Origin of the sequence: Pseudomonas sp. R1-43-08 (genome assembly GCF_003852255.1) — a bacterium.
Taxonomy (GTDB): Bacteria; Pseudomonadota; Gammaproteobacteria; order Pseudomonadales; family Pseudomonadaceae; genus Aquipseudomonas.
Genome location: NZ_CP027734.1, coordinates 60214 through 74968, shown reverse-complemented (window position 1 = coordinate 74968; position 14755 = coordinate 60214). Strand labels below are relative to the sequence as shown.

Here is a 14755-nt window from a genome sequence, read left to right as displayed (position 1 = left end):
AATGCGCGCCCGGCTAACCGCTGATCCCTTTTCCATGCGCCCCACAAGGTTCGCTACGTGATCGAGTTTCAAAACGTCCATAAAACCTACCGCGTCGCCGGTAAGGATATTCCAGCCCTGCACTCCACCAGCCTGCGCGTCGAAAACGGCCAGGTGTTTGGCCTGATTGGCCACTCGGGCGCGGGAAAAAGTACCCTGCTGCGCCTGATCAATCGCCTTGAAGAGCCCAGTGGCGGGCAGATCAGTGTCGACGGCGAAGAAGTCACCGCACTGGATGCCAACGGCCTGCGCCGTTTCCGTCAGCAAGTCGGCATGATTTTCCAGCACTTCAACTTGCTGGCGTCCAAGACCGTTGCAGACAACGTGGCGCTGCCGCTGACATTGGCCGGCGAATTGTCGCGCAAGGAAATCGACCTGCGTGTCGCCGAGCTGCTCGCCCGCGTCGGTCTGTCGGACCACGCCCGCAAGTACCCGGCGCAATTGTCTGGCGGCCAGAAACAGCGCGTCGGCATCGCTCGCGCCCTGGCGACCAAACCCAAGATTCTGCTGTGCGATGAAGCCACCAGCGCTCTGGACCCGCAAACCACCGCGTCGGTCCTGCAGTTGCTGGCGGAAATCAACCGCGAGCTGAAGCTGACCATCGTGTTGATCACCCATGAAATGGACGTGATTCGTCGCGTGTGCGACCAGGTGGCCGTGATGGACGCCGGCGTGATCGTCGAGCAAGGCTCGGTGGCCGATGTGTTCCTGCATCCCAAGCATCCGACCACCAAGCGCTTCGTCCAGGAAGCCGAACAGGTCGATGAAGGCGAGCAGCACGATGACTTCGCCCACGTACCGGGTCGTATCGTGCGCCTGACGTTCCAAGGGGATGCGACCTACGCGCCATTGCTGGGTACCGTCGCCCGTGAAACGGGGGTGGACTACAGCATCCTGGCCGGTCGTATCGACCGCATCAAAGACATCCCCTACGGGCAATTGACCCTCGCCGTCACCGGCGGTGACATGGAAGCCGCGTTTGCGCGCTTCACCGCCGCCGACGTTCATATGGAGGTGCTGCGCTGATGGACGTTTTCCTGAGCTTCTTTGCCAACATCGACTGGTCCGAAATCTGGCTCGCCACCGGCGATACCATGACTATGTTGTTCGGTTCGCTGTTCTTCACGGTCGTGCTGGGCCTGCCGTTGGGTGTGTTGCTGTTCTTGACCAGCCCACGTCAGCTGTTCGAGCAAAAAGGCTTGTACGCGCTGCTGTCGTTGATCGTGAACATCCTGCGCTCGCTGCCGTTCATCATCCTGTTGATCGTGATGATTCCGTTCACCGTGCTGCTCACTGGCACATCGCTGGGCGTAGCGGGTGCGATTCCGCCGCTGGTGGTGGGCGCCACGCCATTCTTTGCGCGCCTGGTGGAAACCGCCCTGCGTGAAGTGGACCGCGGCATCATCGAGGCCACGCAGTCGATGGGTGCCAGCACGCGCCAGATCATCATCAACGCGTTGCTGCCCGAAGCACGCCCCGGCATTTTCGCGGCAATTACCGTAACGGCGATTACACTGGTGTCCTACACGGCGATGGCCGGCGTGGTCGGTGCCGGTGGCCTGGGCGACCTGGCGATCCGTTTCGGTTACCAGCGTTTCCAGACCGACGTGATGGTAGTCACCGTAGTGATGCTATTGATCCTGGTGCAAATTCTGCAGACCGTCGGCGACAAGCTGGTGGTGCACTTTTCTCGAAAATAACGACCATGGCCGGCCTGGTGCCGGCAGATGCCCGAACAAGGAGCTTGCTGGATGAAAAAACTACTGGTTGCTTTCGCCGCCGTCGCCGCGTTTTCTGCCCATGCCGAGACCCTCACGGTCGCCGCCTCGCCAGTGCCGCATGCAGAAATCCTGGAATTCGTGAAACCCGCGCTGGCCAAAGAAGGCGTGGACCTGCAGGTCAAAGTCTTTACCGACTATGTGCAGCCGAACGTACAGGTGGCTGAAAAGCGCCTGGACGCCAACTTCTTCCAGCACCAGCCGTACCTGGATGAATTCAACAAGGCCAAGGGCACTCACCTAGTGAGCGTCGGCGGCGTGCACCTGGAACCGCTGGGCGCGTACTCGAGCAAATACAAGAAGCTGGACGAGCTGCCGGACGGCGCAAATGTGGTGATCCCGAACGACGCCACCAACGGCGGCCGCGCCCTGTTGCTGCTGGCCAACAACGGCCTGATTACCCTGAAGGACCCGACCAACATCCTGTCGACCACCAAGGACATCACCGGTAACAGCAAAAACCTGAAGTTCCGCGAACTCGAAGCCGCCACCCTGCCGCGCGTGCTGACCCAGGTCGACCTGGCCCTGATCAACACCAACTACGCGCTGGAAGCCAAGCTGGACCCGTCCAAGGACGCCCTGGTGATCGAAGGCAGCGACTCGCCTTACGTGAACATCCTGGTGACCCGTGAAGACAACAAGGATTCGGACGCGGTGAAGAAGCTGGTAGCCGCCCTGCACACACCTGAAGTGAAGCAATTCATCGAAGAGAAGTACAAAGGCGCGATCAAGCCAGCGTTCTGATCCAACACGCTGGAGATCAAAAATGTGGGAGGGGGCTTGCTCCCGATAGCGGCAGGTCAGTCAACATCTTCATCGACTGACACTCTGCTATCGGGGGCAAGCCCCCTCCCACATTGTTTTGTGTCGTGAGCTATTTACGCTGCAACAGCCCAGGCAACTGCGCCACCAACTTCTGGTTATTCAACGGCGCACGAATGAACCCGCGCTGGGTACCGTCCGGCCCGATCAGCGCCAGATTGCCGCTGTGATCGACGGTGTAGTTGGGCTTGCTGGTGTCCGCCGGGATGAACGGGATGCTCACCGCATTCGAGACCGTCTGCACCTCCTGCACATTCGCACCGGTCAGCCCCTGGAACTGCGGATCGAAATAGCCCAGGTACTGCTTGAGCTGGGCCGGGGTGTCGCGGTTCGGGTCGACGCTGACCAGGATCACTTGCAACTTATCCACCGCGTCCTTGGGCAGTTCGCTCTTGATCTGGCGCAGCTGGGCGAGGGTGGTCGGGCAGATATCCGGGCAGAAGGTGTAGCCGAAGAACAGCAGGCTCCACTTGCCTTTCAGCTCATCGACCAGCACCGGCTGGCCGTCCTGGTTGGTCATGCTCACCGCAGGCAGCTGGCGACTTTGCGGCAGCAGGATGATGCCGGCGTCGATCAGCGCAGTGGGATCGCCCTGGCCTTTGCCCGATAGCACCTTGTTGACAGTCAGGCCCATGATCAACGCCACCAGGGCCACGAGAATGAAGACAGTTTTCTGAGTTCGAGTCATAGGTTCAACAGTAGGTAGTGGTCGACGAGCAGGGCGATAAACAGTAGCAGCAGGTACCAGATGGAGTACTTGAAGGTGTTGATCGCCGCGTGCGGCTGGCTGCCACGGTACAGCACCCAGGCCCATTGCAGAAAGCGCCCGCCCAATACCAGCGCACAGACCAGGTACAGCAACCCGCTCATATGGATCACATAGGGCATCAGGCTCACCGCCAGCAGGGCAAAGGTGTAGAGCAGGATATGCACCTTGGTGTAATGCTCGCCGTGGGTGACCGGCAGCATCGGGATGTCAGCCTTGGCGTACTCCTCCTTGCGGTGAATGGCCAGCGCCCAGAAGTGCGGCGGCGTCCAGGCAAAGATGATCAGCACCAGCAGCAGGGGTTCGGCGCTGATATGCCCGGTTACCGCGACCCAGCCCAACAGCGGCGGCGCGGCGCCGGCCAGGCCACCGATGACGATGTTCTGCGGCGTCGCGCGTTTGAGAAAGCCGGTGTAGATCACCGCATAGCCCAGCAACGAGGCCAACGTCAGCCATGCCGCCAGCGGGTTGGTAAAGGCCAGCAGCAGCGCCAGGCCCGCCACCGCCAGCAACAACGCGAAAGCCAGTGCCGCAGCCGGCGAGACGCGCCCCTCGGCCAATGGTCGTTTGTGCGTACGCGCCATCAACGCATCGATGCGCCGGTCCACCACATGATTGACCGCCGCCGCCGCGCCCGCACACAAGGCGATGCCCAGGTTGCCGAAAACCAGCACCGTCCACGGCACTCCGGCGCGGGTGGCGAGGAACATGCCCACCAGCGAGGTGATCAGCATCAGCACCACCACCTTCGGCTTGGTCAGCTCCAGATAGTCGCGCCAGATAGCCTGGCCGTGACCCGCGCCGATCAAGGACGCCATGGCATCTCTCCTTTAAGGGTTATCAGGCCCGATACCTGTTTGCGCGGAATAAACCGCCAGGCAATCGGGCGTGGAACGCGCACCCGGACCAGGCTGGTACGCGCGTGATAATTGACCAGTACCAGGCTCAGCAATAGCGCCGCGCCCCCGGCGTTGTGAGCCACCGCCACCGGCAGTGGCAAGCCGAACGCCACATTGCTCAGGCCCAGGCTGATTTGCGCCGCCAGGGCGATCAACAGCAAGCCCGCCAGGCGCGTCATGCCCACCGCGCGCAATTGCCAGGCCAGGCCCAGCAGCACCAGCGTGACCAGCACCGCCCCGACGCGATGGGTGAGGTGAATGGCCGTACGCGCATCGCTGTCCAGTTGCCCGCCGAGGTAGTTAGGGCCGATATGCTGGGTCAGGTGAAAGCCGTTGGCAAAGTCCGCTGCCGGCCACCATTGGCCGTGGCACGTTGGCAAATCGACACAGGCCACCGCCGCGTAGTTGGAGCTGACCCATCCGCCCAGCGCAATCTGCCCGATCACCAGCACCAACCCCGCCGTTGCCCAATATTGCAGGCGCCTGGGCACGATCAACGCGGGCAACACACCGGACAAGCGCAGGGTCAACAGGAACAGCAGGCTCAAGGTGGCAAAGCCGCCCAACAGGTGCCCCGTCACGACTTGCGGCCACAGCTTGAGGGTCACCGTCCACATGCCGAACGCCGCCTGCGCGATCACCACCATCAACACGAACAGCGGTAATTTCACCGGCTGGCCGGGGTCGCGTCGGTGGCTCCACGCACGCGCCGCCAGCAGCGCGATCAGCAGGGCGAGGGTGCCGGCAAAGTAGCGGTGAGTCATCTCGGCCCAGCCTTTGTCGGCCTCCACCGGCGTATCCGGATAATGCAGCTCGGCATGGGCCAACTGGGCTGCGCTCTGCGGCACGCTGATAAAGCCGTAGCAACCCGGCCAGTCCGGGCAACCCAGGCCAGCATGGGTCAGGCGGGTATAGGCGCCAAGCAACACGACGATCAGCGCCAGCAAGGTGGCAAACAACGCGAGGCGAAATCCAGGCTTGGCCATGATGATGCCCTTATCCGATGTTCGACAGTTTCAACAGCAGGCGCAGGTCGTTGAGCAAATCCTTGCCGTTGACCTTGGCGTCGTAGCGCAGCACCAGGTTACCGTGGGGGTCGACGATCCACAGGTGCGCATCGCCCGGCGCGGCGGCATTGCGGTTGAAGGTCGACAGGTCCAGTGAGTAGCGTTGCAATTGCGGGTACTCGGCCTTGAGCCTGGCGTCGTAGTCGGTAGCGACCGGCTGCGCACTGGCCAGCGCGTGGCTGGCGCGGGACGCATCGCGACCGAGGCCGATCTGCAGTTGGCGCGCGAGGTACACCAGTTGCTGGCATTCGGCGGCGCAAGCGGCGGGGGCGGTGACCAACAGTTGCCAGCGCTGCTCATCGGCCTGCACGCCGATGTCGGCGCGGGTCTGGCCGTTACCGATCATTTCACCGTGATAACTGCGATTGTCCGGCACCCAGAACTGCAGCTTGTACATAAAGGTCGCCAGCACCATCGGGCCCACCACCATCAGCAGAATCAGGATCAGCTGAAAGCGGCCTTTACGCCGGTCCGGCGCCTCAGACATGTTGAGTGGATTCATGGCGGCTCCCATGGTGCTTCTCCTTTGCGTTGTGCCATCCGAGGTAGAGGTAAAGCGCCAGCAGCGCCAGTGACATGGCAAACCACTGCACCGCATACCCCAGGTGTTTTTCCGGGCCCATGGCGACCACCGGCCAGGTGGTGTCGTAGGTACCGGGGCCGGCTTCGGCGCGCAGCTCGTAGGCGAACCCGCTGCGGCGCAATTCAGCCCACAGCGCGCCGGGATGCAACGCGGTCAACAGGCGCGGCCATTGCGCGGTTGTGGGGTCGACGCGCAATTGGAAGGTTTCGCCAGGGGCGACGTACACCCAGGCAACGAGACTCACCGGTTGATCCGGGGTGGTGAAAAGCGGTGGCGTGCGGCGGTCCGGCCAGGGCAGCCAACCGCGATTGAGCAACAACCACAGGCCGCTGGCCTGGTCATGGAAGGGTTGTAACAGCTCAACCCCGGCCCTGCCGTCGCGCATACGGTTGTCGAGCAGCACGCTGTGTTCGGCATCGAAGTTGCCGTGCAGACGAACCCGGCGGAAGGCTGGGTCGGCACTGGCTGCAAGCTGCTCGCTGCCCAGGGGCTCGGCCGCACGCCGCTCTGCGTAAGTGTCGACCAAGCGCTGTTTTTCCTGACCGCGCGACAGTTGCCAGAAGCCCAGACCGACCATCAACGGCAGCAACAGCAGCACCACCAAGGTCGGCGCGATGCCGGGCCGCAGGCGCTGCCTGGCACTGGCTATACTGAATCTCATTGCCCCCTCCCCCTGAAGCCCGGAGCCAGACCATGCTCAAAGCCGCCATTGCCCTGATGCTGATCGCGACTGTCGCGAGCCTGTTCAGTGGCTTGTTCTTCCTGGTCAAGGACGAGGGCCGTTCCAACCGCCTCGTCACTGCCCTGACCGTGCGTGTCGTGTTGGCCGCCATCACCGTCGGGCTGATCGCCTGGGGCTTTTTCAGTGGCCAGTTGGTCTCGCATGCGCCGTGGTAGAACGGTTCACAGCACATACACAAAGAAAAACAGCCCGATCCACACCACGTCCACGAAGTGCCAATACCAACTGGCCGCCTCGAAACCAAACTGGTGCTCGGCATTGAAATGCCCCTTCAGGATGCGCATCAGCATCACAAACAGAATGATCGTGCCGATGGTCACGTGGGCACCGTGAAACCCGGTGAGCATGAAGAACGTCGCGCCGTACACGCCCGAACCCAACGTCAGGCCCAGCTCTTTATAGGCGTGGATGTACTCCTCGGCCTGGAACCCGAGAAACGCCAGGCCCAGTAGCACGGTGAGCGCCAGCCAGATCTTCAGCGCGCCGCGATGCCCTTTGCGCAAGGCATGGTGGGCGATGGTGATGGTCACGCTGGAACTCACCAGCAGGATGGTGTTTACCAACGGCAGGCCCCACGGGCTGATCGTGCCCTTGGGCGCCGGATACAGCTTGGGGTCCGGGTTGTTCAGCAAGGGCCAGGCGAATTCGAAATTCGGCCACAGCATATGCGCGACGCCCTTGGGTCCCTCACCCGCCAGCCATGGCCCCGCCCAGGTACGCACATAGAACAGCGCGCCGAAGAACGCGATGAAAAACATCACTTCGGAAAAGATGAACCAGGTCATGCCCCAGCGAAACGAACGGTCCATTTGCGCACTGTACAAGCCGGCGCGGCTTTCCTTGATCACCGCACCGAACCAGCCGAACAGCATGTAGGCCAGCAACAGACCGCCGACGAAGAAGATCCACGGGCCGTGGGATTCCGGGCGCAACGCCTTGAGATCGTTGAACCACACGGCCAGCCCATACACGGTGACCAACAGGCCAATCGTGGCAATGATCGGCCATTTGCTTTGCGCTGGTACGTAGTACGTATCATGAGTCGACATGTATTCGCTCTCCTGATTGAGCGGGCAAACAGTAGCTAGCCGCCGCTGTGGGCCGCCACGGGCGGCTGGCGCGCAGTGATATCAAACAGCGTGTAGGCCAAGGTCAAATGCTTCACATCCTTGGGCATGGCGCGATCGACGATGAAGCGCACTGGCATCTCGATACGTTCGCCTGGCTGCAACACTTGCTGGGTGAAGCAAAAACACTCGGTCTTGTGGAAGTACATCGCCGCTTCGGCCGGGGAAATACTCGGCACCGCCTGGGCGGTCATCGGTTTGTCAGTCGGGTTGTACGCGACGAACAGCATCTCGGTCACAGCACCCGGGTTGACCACCACCTCGTCGGCCTTGGCATAGAAATCCCAGACCATATCGATGGCGTTGGTGGACAGGAACTGCACCCGCACCTGGCGCGACGGGTCGACGACCTGCTCGCCTTCGTACTGCCCGCCGGTCTTGCCGTTGATGCCGAATGCCTTGCACATCACGTCATAGATCGGCACCAGGGCAAAACCGAAGGCGAACATTGCCAGCACCAGGATCAGCAGGCGCGTGACCAGGCGTTTGAGGGGCACGGAGTCAGCCATGACGCCCACCTGAGGTGATTGAAATCAAGGTGGGAGGGGGCTTGCCCCCGATGGCGGTGTACCAGTCGACACTTCCTTTGACTGTGAGATAGCAATCGGGAGCAAGCCCCCTCCCACAAGGGATCGAGGGTGACTTATTCATTTCACCTCCGGCGGCGTGGTGAAGGTGTGGTACGGCGCAGGCGAGGGCACGCTCCACTCCAGGCCTTCGGCGCCGTCCCACGGCTTGGCCGGCGCGGGCGGGCCGCCGCGGATGCACTTGATCACGATAAACAGGAAGAAGATCTGCGTGGCGCCGAACATGAACGCACCAATGGACGACACCATGTTGAAGTCGGCGAACTGCAGGTTGTAGTCCGGCACCCGGCGCGGCATGCCGGCCAGGCCCACGAAGTGCATCGGGAAGAACGCCATGTTCATGCCGACGAAGGACAACCAGAAATGCAGCCTGCCCAGGGTTTCGTCATACATGTGGCCGGTCCATTTCGGCAGCCAGTAGTAGGCCGAGGCGAAGATGCCGAAGATCGCGCCAGGTACCAGCACGTAATGGAAATGCGCCACCACGAAGTAGGTGTCGTGGTACTGGAAGTCCGCCGGCGCGATCGCCAGCATCAGCCCGGAAAAACCGCCGATGGTAAACAGGATCACGAAGGCCACCGCGAACAGCATCGGCGTCTCGAAGGTCAGCGAACCTTGCCACATGGTGCTGACCCAGTTGAACACCTTGACTCCGGTGGGCACCGCGATCAGCAGGGTGGCGTACATGAAGAACAGTTCGCCCACCAGCGGAATACCGACCACGAACATATGGTGCGCCCACACGATGAACGACAGGAACGCGATGCTGGCCGTGGCGTAGACCATCGAGGTGTAGCCAAACAACGGCTTGCGCGAGAAGGTCGGAATGATCGAGCTGACGGCCCCGAACGCCGGCAGGATCATGATGTACACCTCAGGGTGGCCAAAAAACCAGAACACGTGCTGGAACAGCACCGGATCACCACCGCCCGCCGCGCTGAAAAAGCTGGTGCCGAAGTGGATATCCATCAGCATCATGGTCACGCAACCGGCCAGCACCGGCATCACCGCAATCAGCAGGAACGCGGTGATCAGCCAGGTCCACACGAACAGCGGCATTTTCATCAGGGTCATGCCCGGCGCGCGCAAGTTGAGGATGGTCGCCACCACGTTGATCGCGCCCATGATCGAACTGATGCCCATCAGGTGGATGGCAAATATGAAGAAGGTCACGCTTTCCGGCGCATAGGTGGTGGAGAGCGGCGCGTAGAACGTCCAGCCGAAATTCGGCCCGCCGCCGGGGCTGAACAGGGTCGAGACCAGCAACAGGAATGCCGCCGGCAGCAGCCAGAAACTGAAGTTGTTCATGCGCGGCAGGGCCATGTCCGGTGCGCCGATCATCAACGGGATCATCCAGTTGGCCAGGCCGACAAAGGCCGGCATCACCGCGCCGAACACCATGATCAGGCCATGCATGGTGGTCATCTGGTTGAAGAACGCCGGCTGCACGATCTGCAGGCCGGGCTGGAACAGTTCGGCGCGAATCACCATCGCGAACGAACCGCCCAGCAGGAACATGGTGAAGGCAAACCACAGGTACATCGTGCCGATGTCTTTATGGTTGGTGGTCAGCACCCAGCGCATCAACCCCTTCGCGGGGCCGTGGGCGTGGTCGGCGTGACCATGGTCATCGATCACAGTGCTCATGACCGTTCTCCTGCAAGCGAGTGGGCGGGGCGGGTCTGGACGGTGGCAAGGGAGGCTGTCATTTACTTTGCGCCTGTTTGATGGCCAGCACGTCTTTTGGCGTGACCATGTCGCCTTTGTTGTTGCCCCAGGCATTGCGTTCGTAGGTCACGACCGCAGCGATATCGACTTCCGAGAGTTGTTTGCCGAACGCGGCCATCGCGGTACCTGGCTTGCCGTGATAAACCAGGTTCAGGTGATCGGCGGCAGGCCCGGTGGCGGTTTTCGAGCCCTTGAGCGCCGGGAACATGGGCGGCAGGCCCTGGCCCTCAGCCTGGTGACAGGCCACGCAGGTGGTGTGGTAGACCTTGTCGCCGCGGGCCACCAGTTCGTCGAGTGTCCATTCCTTGGAGGTCAATTCCTTGAGCTTGGCCGCCTCTTGCTTGCGCTCGCCAAGCCAGGTGTCGTAGTCGGCCCTGGACTTGACCTCGACCACGATGGGCATGAACCCGTGGTCCTTGCCGCACAATTCGGCGCACTGGCCGCGATAGATGCCGGGTTTCTCGACACGGGTCCAGGCTTCATTGACGAAGCCGGGAATGGCGTCACGCTTGACCGCAAAGGCCGGCACCCACCAGGAGTGAATCACGTCGGCGGCGGTCACCAAAAAGCGCACTTTTGCCCCCACCGGCAACACCAGCGGCTGGTCGACTTCGAGAAGGTAGTGCTCGCCCTTGGTGGCCTGGTTATGGATTTGCTCGGCCGGCGTGGCCAGGTTGCTGAAGAACTCCACGTCCTGGCCCAGGTATTTGTAATGCCACTTCCACTGATAGCCGGTGACCTGGATATCGATATCCGACTCACTGCTGTCGTAGATGTTGATCAGCGTCTTGGTCGCCGGAATGGCCATGGCCACCAGGATCAGCAACGGCACCACGGTCCAGAGTATTTCCACCGTGGTGCTTTCGTGGAACTTGGCCGCTACCTGGCCCGTGGATCGGCGGTGCAGGATCATCGACCAGAACATCGCGCCAAACACGACGATGCCGATCACTACACAAATCCAGAAAATGGTCATGTGCAGGTCAAACACAGCGTGACTGACTTCAGTAGCACCTGGCGCCATATTCGTTGTCCAGGCGGCGTGGGCCTGGCCGAATACCGACGACAACACTAAGCCCATCCAAACGTGTGGATGTCGCGTCATTGCGGGTTCCCCTTTTATGTTTCTTGTTATCCCGCCGGTTTGCACCTGCGGCGAAGGGAGCGGCTTCCAAACTGCTTACCACCGCCAAGCCTTGCTGCGTCATGCAGTCGGGCGTCATCAGCCAATTGCCTACAAATCCGAGTATAGACAGCCGCAGCGACCCCGCAATGTGTAGGGGCAAATGAGTGAAAACAGACAGACGGGCCCAATAAAACGGGCGGCGGAATCGTTTATCCGACGAGCGATGGCAATTCGATATAACGTGTGCGTATAACCATGAAATAATTATGACAAATGCGTCTTAGGTGCTCGTATAACCGAGCTACCTTATCCTCTCCCTTTTCCTACGCCTGACCGGAGCCTTCATGAACACCGCCGCATTGCGCGAGCAGATTTCCCGTGCCCATCAACACGAAGCAACCACGGGCCAGCTTGCCCAGCAATTGGAAAAGCAATTGCCGCACCTGCATTCGGCCATTTCCCTGGTTGACGGTGATCGCAACATTGTCATGACCCGCTTTGTCACCGCGTACATCGACCTCGTCCCGGATTTGCTCGAAGCCGCCAACGATGTAGCGCGCGAAGCCGGGATCGAAAGCCAGATCAAGCCTGTGCTGAAGATTGCCGAGCATTTCTTCCTGCAGCCGCCGGCGATTCTGGCGGGCCACGAAGGCCTGGACAGTCTGCTGGACGAAGCCTACCTGGCCCATCGCCTGGTAGAGGAGGTCAACGACCTGTATATCAAGCATTTCGGCCAGCCGCTGATCCCGGCGGACACTACGGTCGCCAACCTGATCGCCCACCAATTGATCGGTGAAGACTTCGCCAACCAGCTGGATGAAGCGGTGCACATGGCAGTGGATGAGATGCTTAACGAAGAGAGCTTTGCGCTGGAGTCGGTCGAGACATACCGCGAACAGTTGAAAAGCCCGGACACAGAAGCGGCATGGAAGCGCTGGCCGTGCCTGTCGCGCCAGCTTGGAGTGGAGTTGGCGCTGGATCAGCCGACTTAATCCCAAATTGGACACAAAACAAATGTGGGAGGGGGCTTGCCCCCGATAGCGGTGAACCAGTCAAAATCTATTTGGCTGACACACCCCAATCGGGAGCAAGCCCCCTCCCACATTTTGAACCGGCTCCGTCAGCCGATTGAGGGCGCCGAGCCGATCCCCGTGGTGGTCCTTATCCGGCCTTCCAACCGGCGCTTCAACCCACGCGCCTCGATCACCAGTTTCGAGCCCTTGGCCGCATTGGCCCGGCCCCATTCCTCCAACAGCTCCAGGCAGGAATGGTCGATATAACTCAGGTTATTGAGCGGCACATGCACGGTGGTTCCCATCGGCACCGTCGACAGCACCTGGGTTAACGCCGGCACTTTCAGGAACGTCGCGGCACCGATCAGTCGCAACTCCATCTCGCCGTCCTGAGGCAAGTCGATCAGGCTGATTTTCAGCCGCGAGGCCTTGAAGGCCAGCTTGACCAGCGTCAGCCCGAAGCCCACCAGTACACCGGTCAGCAGGTCGGTGAAGATGATCGCCAGCGCCGTGGCCGCGTAGGTAAACATCGGCATGCGGCCATAACGCCCCAATGCCTTGAACGCCTTCACGTCCACCAGCTTGATCCCGGTATACACCAGCACGCCCGCCAGGCTCGCCACCGGGATGCTCTGCAGCACACTCGACAGCAACAATACGAAGCCCAGCAGCCACAGGCCGTGGAACATCGCTGACAAGCGCGTGGTGGCGCCCGCCTGGACGTTGGCCGAGCTGCGTACAATCACGCCGGTCATCGGCAGGGCACCGACCAGTCCGCACAGCATGTTGCCTACGCCTTGAGCGGACAACTCCTTATCGAAATCCGAACGCTGGCCGCTGTGCATGCGGTCGACCGCTGCGGCGGACAGCAGCGTTTCGGCGCTGGCGATAAAGGCGACGGCAAATGCGGCGATCAGCAGCTGCGGGTCAGCCAGGTTGAGCAGGTCGCTGGGACGCAGCCAATCGATGGCGTCGGCCAGGTTTTCCGGCACTTCCACACGTTTGACCTGCAACGCCAGCACCAGGCTGGTCACCGTTGCCAGGCCTACGCCCAGTAGAGCCCCTGGCACGAAGCGCAGTTGGTGTGGACGGAATTTGTCCCACAGGTACATCACCAGCATCGTCGATACACCGAGCAAGCCCGCCTGCCAGCCGAGCCCGCCGCCGAGGGTGGGTATCGCTTCGATCAATGCCGCCGGGAAGCCTGCCAGGTTATCCAACCCTGAAGGTTTGGGCGCACTGTCGAGCATCACATGGACCTGCGACAGCACAATCAGTACGCCGATCCCCGCCAGCATGCCGTACACCACCGCCGGCGCCGTCACGCGGAACCAGCAGCCCAGGCGCAGACGCCCGGCCACCAATTGCAGGAAGCCCGCCAGCAACAGGATTGGCCCCAGCATCAGCATGCCGTGCTGGCGTACCAGCTCGAACACCAACACCGCCAACCCCGCTGCCGGGCCACTGACTTGCAGCGGAGAACCCGCCAACCAGCCCACCACCAGACCACCGATGATCCCGGTGATCAAGCCCTTGGCCGGCGGCATGCCGGATGCGATCGCGATACCCATGCACAAAGGCAGGGCGACCAGAAACACCACCACGGAGGCGAGCAGCTCCCGAGGCAAAACAGCTTTCAATTGAGCAGCACGCATGATGACTCTCCCGAGGCATTCGCCGGGCGCGGTAAAGCCTGGCTGCATCCATGGCAGCCACCGCTTTACCCGGCAGGGAAGTGTTAGAAGCGCGCTTTAGGCGTCGCGGATGGAATCGGACCTTCACCGCCCAACGGTCGGAACGCCGACTGATCCGCGTCGTAGGCCCGGATCTCGCTGGTTTCGATGTTGTAGATCCAGCCGTGGATAAACAATTGGCCATTGGCCATGCGCGAAGCCACGGAAGGGTGGGTGCGCAAGTGCTGCAACTGGGCGATGACGTTTTCTTCGGTCAGCACCTTCATGCTCTCGCCTTCATTGGCGCAGTCGCAGTTGTCGTGGACCATGGTCTTGGCCACCTCGGCATGCCGCAACCAGGCCTTGACCGTTGGCATTTTCTCGAGGCTGTCGGGATTGAGCACCGCACGCATGGCGCCGCAGTCGGAGTGCCCGCACACGATGATGTGCTGCACGCCCAGCGCCAGTACCGCGTACTCGATGGCCGTGGACACGCCGCCGTTCATCTGGCCATAAGGCGGCACTACGTTACCCACGTTACGGGTGACGAACAGATCGCCAGGGGAGCTTTGGGTGATCAGCTCCGGCACGATGCGCGAATCGGCGCAGGTGATGAACATCGCACGGGGACTTTGAGCCGTGGCAAGTTTCTTGAAGAGTTCTTCCTGCTGGGGGAAGACGTCGTGATGGAAATGCAAAAAGCCGTCAACAATATGCTGCAGCGCTGCATCGGCGGTTTCCGCCTGAGGGGCTGAAGCCGACGCAGCCAACGGCTGTTTATCCTTATCACTCATGATTCATCCTC

Annotated in this window: 16 protein-coding genes; 5 read left to right on the top strand and 11 right to left on the bottom strand. The window is 61.4% G+C overall.

What is annotated here, in order from left to right; translation table 11 throughout:
• The first annotated feature begins 57 nt into the window (after positions 1-57).
• The 3 genes from C4J87_RS00355 to C4J87_RS00345 are packed head-to-tail and all read left to right on the top strand — an operon-like array spanning position 58 to position 2561.
• Entirely contained in the window at positions 58-1065 is a 1008-nt protein-coding gene (locus C4J87_RS00355) for a methionine ABC transporter ATP-binding protein (RefSeq protein WP_124365288.1), read from the top strand.
• Positions 1065-1739 carry a methionine ABC transporter permease gene (locus tag C4J87_RS00350; protein ID WP_124365287.1) on the top strand — a complete coding sequence of 225 codons (675 nt, stop codon included), beginning with the start codon at positions 1065-1067 and terminating at the stop codon, positions 1737-1739. Before C4J87_RS00355 ends, C4J87_RS00350 begins: the two co-directional genes overlap by 1 nt.
• A gap of 51 nt (positions 1740-1790) precedes the next feature.
• The gene (locus C4J87_RS00345) at positions 1791-2561 is read left to right on the top strand and encodes a MetQ/NlpA family ABC transporter substrate-binding protein (RefSeq protein ID WP_124365286.1); all 771 of its coding nucleotides are present in this window, start codon (positions 1791-1793) and stop codon (positions 2559-2561) included.
• Between the two features lie 130 nt (positions 2562-2691).
• Here the strand turns inward: C4J87_RS00345 and C4J87_RS00340 are convergent, their stop codons facing one another.
• Genes C4J87_RS00340 through C4J87_RS00320 form a run of 5 tightly spaced genes read right to left on the bottom strand, consistent with a single transcriptional unit; the run spans position 2692 to position 6615 of the window.
• A complete protein-coding gene (locus C4J87_RS00340; RefSeq protein ID WP_124360632.1) occupies positions 2692-3327 on the bottom strand; it encodes an SCO family protein in 636 nt (211 codons plus the stop codon).
• Positions 3324-4223: a heme o synthase gene (gene cyoE, locus C4J87_RS00335; protein ID WP_124365285.1), complete on the bottom strand. Its 900-nt coding sequence runs from the start codon at positions 4221-4223 to the stop codon at positions 3324-3326. The genes C4J87_RS00340 and cyoE overlap by 4 nt, the downstream gene beginning before the upstream one ends.
• Positions 4211-5290 carry a heme A synthase gene (locus C4J87_RS00330; RefSeq protein ID WP_124360630.1) on the bottom strand — a complete coding sequence of 360 codons (1080 nt, stop codon included), beginning with the start codon at positions 5288-5290 and terminating at the stop codon, positions 4211-4213. Before C4J87_RS00330 ends, cyoE begins: the two co-directional genes overlap by 13 nt.
• A 10-nt stretch (positions 5291-5300) precedes the next feature.
• A complete protein-coding gene (locus tag C4J87_RS00325; protein WP_124365284.1) occupies positions 5301-5885 on the bottom strand; it encodes a hypothetical protein in 585 nt (194 codons plus the stop codon).
• Entirely contained in the window at positions 5851-6615 is a 765-nt protein-coding gene (locus C4J87_RS00320) for an SURF1 family protein (protein WP_124365283.1), read from the bottom strand. Before C4J87_RS00320 ends, C4J87_RS00325 begins: the two co-directional genes overlap by 35 nt.
• 32 nt (positions 6616-6647) lie before the next feature.
• Here C4J87_RS00320 and C4J87_RS00315 point away from each other — a divergent pair, with 32 nt between their 5' ends.
• The gene (locus C4J87_RS00315) at positions 6648-6851 is read left to right on the top strand and encodes a twin transmembrane helix small protein (RefSeq protein ID WP_124365282.1); all 204 of its coding nucleotides are present in this window, start codon (positions 6648-6650) and stop codon (positions 6849-6851) included.
• 6 nt (positions 6852-6857) lie between these two features.
• Here the strand turns inward: C4J87_RS00315 and C4J87_RS00310 are convergent, their stop codons facing one another.
• The 4 genes from C4J87_RS00310 to coxB all read right to left on the bottom strand — a co-directional run bounded on the left by C4J87_RS00310 (position 6858) and on the right by coxB (position 11243).
• On the bottom strand, positions 6858-7745 hold the full coding sequence (locus C4J87_RS00310; protein ID WP_124365281.1) for a cytochrome c oxidase subunit 3: 888 nt from the start codon (positions 7743-7745) through the stop codon (positions 6858-6860).
• Positions 7746-7780: 35 nt separating this feature from the next.
• A complete protein-coding gene (locus tag C4J87_RS00305; RefSeq protein WP_124365280.1) occupies positions 7781-8332 on the bottom strand; it encodes a cytochrome c oxidase assembly protein in 552 nt (183 codons plus the stop codon).
• Positions 8333-8470: 138 nt separating this feature from the next.
• Complete coding sequence (gene ctaD, locus C4J87_RS00300; RefSeq protein ID WP_124365279.1) at positions 8471-10057, bottom strand: cytochrome c oxidase subunit I; 1587 nt, start codon at positions 10055-10057, stop codon at positions 8471-8473.
• Between the two features lie 58 nt (positions 10058-10115).
• A complete protein-coding gene (gene coxB, locus C4J87_RS00295; RefSeq protein WP_124365278.1) occupies positions 10116-11243 on the bottom strand; it encodes a cytochrome c oxidase subunit II in 1128 nt (375 codons plus the stop codon).
• A gap of 365 nt (positions 11244-11608) precedes the next feature.
• Between coxB and C4J87_RS00290 the strand changes: the two genes are divergently transcribed.
• Positions 11609-12256: a hypothetical protein gene (locus tag C4J87_RS00290; protein ID WP_124365277.1), complete on the top strand. Its 648-nt coding sequence runs from the start codon at positions 11609-11611 to the stop codon at positions 12254-12256.
• A 128-nt stretch (positions 12257-12384) separates the two neighbouring features.
• Here the strand turns inward: C4J87_RS00290 and C4J87_RS00285 are convergent, their stop codons facing one another.
• Positions 12385-13932, bottom strand: a complete 1548-nt coding sequence (locus C4J87_RS00285; RefSeq protein ID WP_124365276.1) for a SulP family inorganic anion transporter — start codon at positions 13930-13932, stop codon at positions 12385-12387.
• A gap of 83 nt (positions 13933-14015) precedes the next feature.
• On the bottom strand, positions 14016-14744 hold the full coding sequence (locus C4J87_RS00280) for a carbonic anhydrase (RefSeq protein ID WP_124365275.1): 729 nt from the start codon (positions 14742-14744) through the stop codon (positions 14016-14018).
• Between the last annotated feature and the right edge of the window lie 11 nt (positions 14745-14755).

What these genes read in the sequence shown, in the direction of transcription:
- C4J87_RS00350 (WP_124365287.1), top strand. Translation starts at nt 1,065, where the DNA reads ATGGACGTTTTCCTGAGCTTCTTTGCCAACATCGACTGGTCCGAAATC.
- C4J87_RS00345 (WP_124365286.1), top strand. Translation starts at nt 1,791, where the DNA reads ATGAAAAAACTACTGGTTGCTTTCGCCGCCGTCGCCGCGTTTTCTGCC.
- C4J87_RS00340 (WP_124360632.1), bottom strand. Translation starts at nt 3,327, where the DNA reads ATGACTCGAACTCAGAAAACTGTCTTCATTCTCGTGGCCCTGGTGGCG.
- cyoE (WP_124365285.1), bottom strand. Translation starts at nt 4,223, where the DNA reads ATGGCGTCCTTGATCGGCGCGGGTCACGGCCAGGCTATCTGGCGCGAC.
- C4J87_RS00330 (WP_124360630.1), bottom strand. Translation starts at nt 5,290, where the DNA reads ATGGCCAAGCCTGGATTTCGCCTCGCGTTGTTTGCCACCTTGCTGGCG.
- C4J87_RS00325 (WP_124365284.1), bottom strand. Translation starts at nt 5,885, where the DNA reads ATGGGAGCCGCCATGAATCCACTCAACATGTCTGAGGCGCCGGACCGG.
- C4J87_RS00320 (WP_124365283.1), bottom strand. Translation starts at nt 6,615, where the DNA reads ATGAGATTCAGTATAGCCAGTGCCAGGCAGCGCCTGCGGCCCGGCATC.
- C4J87_RS00315 (WP_124365282.1), top strand. Translation starts at nt 6,648, where the DNA reads ATGCTCAAAGCCGCCATTGCCCTGATGCTGATCGCGACTGTCGCGAGC.
- C4J87_RS00310 (WP_124365281.1), bottom strand. Translation starts at nt 7,745, where the DNA reads ATGTCGACTCATGATACGTACTACGTACCAGCGCAAAGCAAATGGCCG.
- C4J87_RS00305 (WP_124365280.1), bottom strand. Translation starts at nt 8,332, where the DNA reads ATGGCTGACTCCGTGCCCCTCAAACGCCTGGTCACGCGCCTGCTGATC.
- ctaD (WP_124365279.1), bottom strand. Translation starts at nt 10,057, where the DNA reads ATGAGCACTGTGATCGATGACCATGGTCACGCCGACCACGCCCACGGC.
- coxB (WP_124365278.1), bottom strand. Translation starts at nt 11,243, where the DNA reads ATGACGCGACATCCACACGTTTGGATGGGCTTAGTGTTGTCGTCGGTA.
- C4J87_RS00290 (WP_124365277.1), top strand. Translation starts at nt 11,609, where the DNA reads ATGAACACCGCCGCATTGCGCGAGCAGATTTCCCGTGCCCATCAACAC.
- C4J87_RS00285 (WP_124365276.1), bottom strand. Translation starts at nt 13,932, where the DNA reads ATGCGTGCTGCTCAATTGAAAGCTGTTTTGCCTCGGGAGCTGCTCGCC.
- C4J87_RS00280 (WP_124365275.1), bottom strand. Translation starts at nt 14,744, where the DNA reads ATGAGTGATAAGGATAAACAGCCGTTGGCTGCGTCGGCTTCAGCCCCT.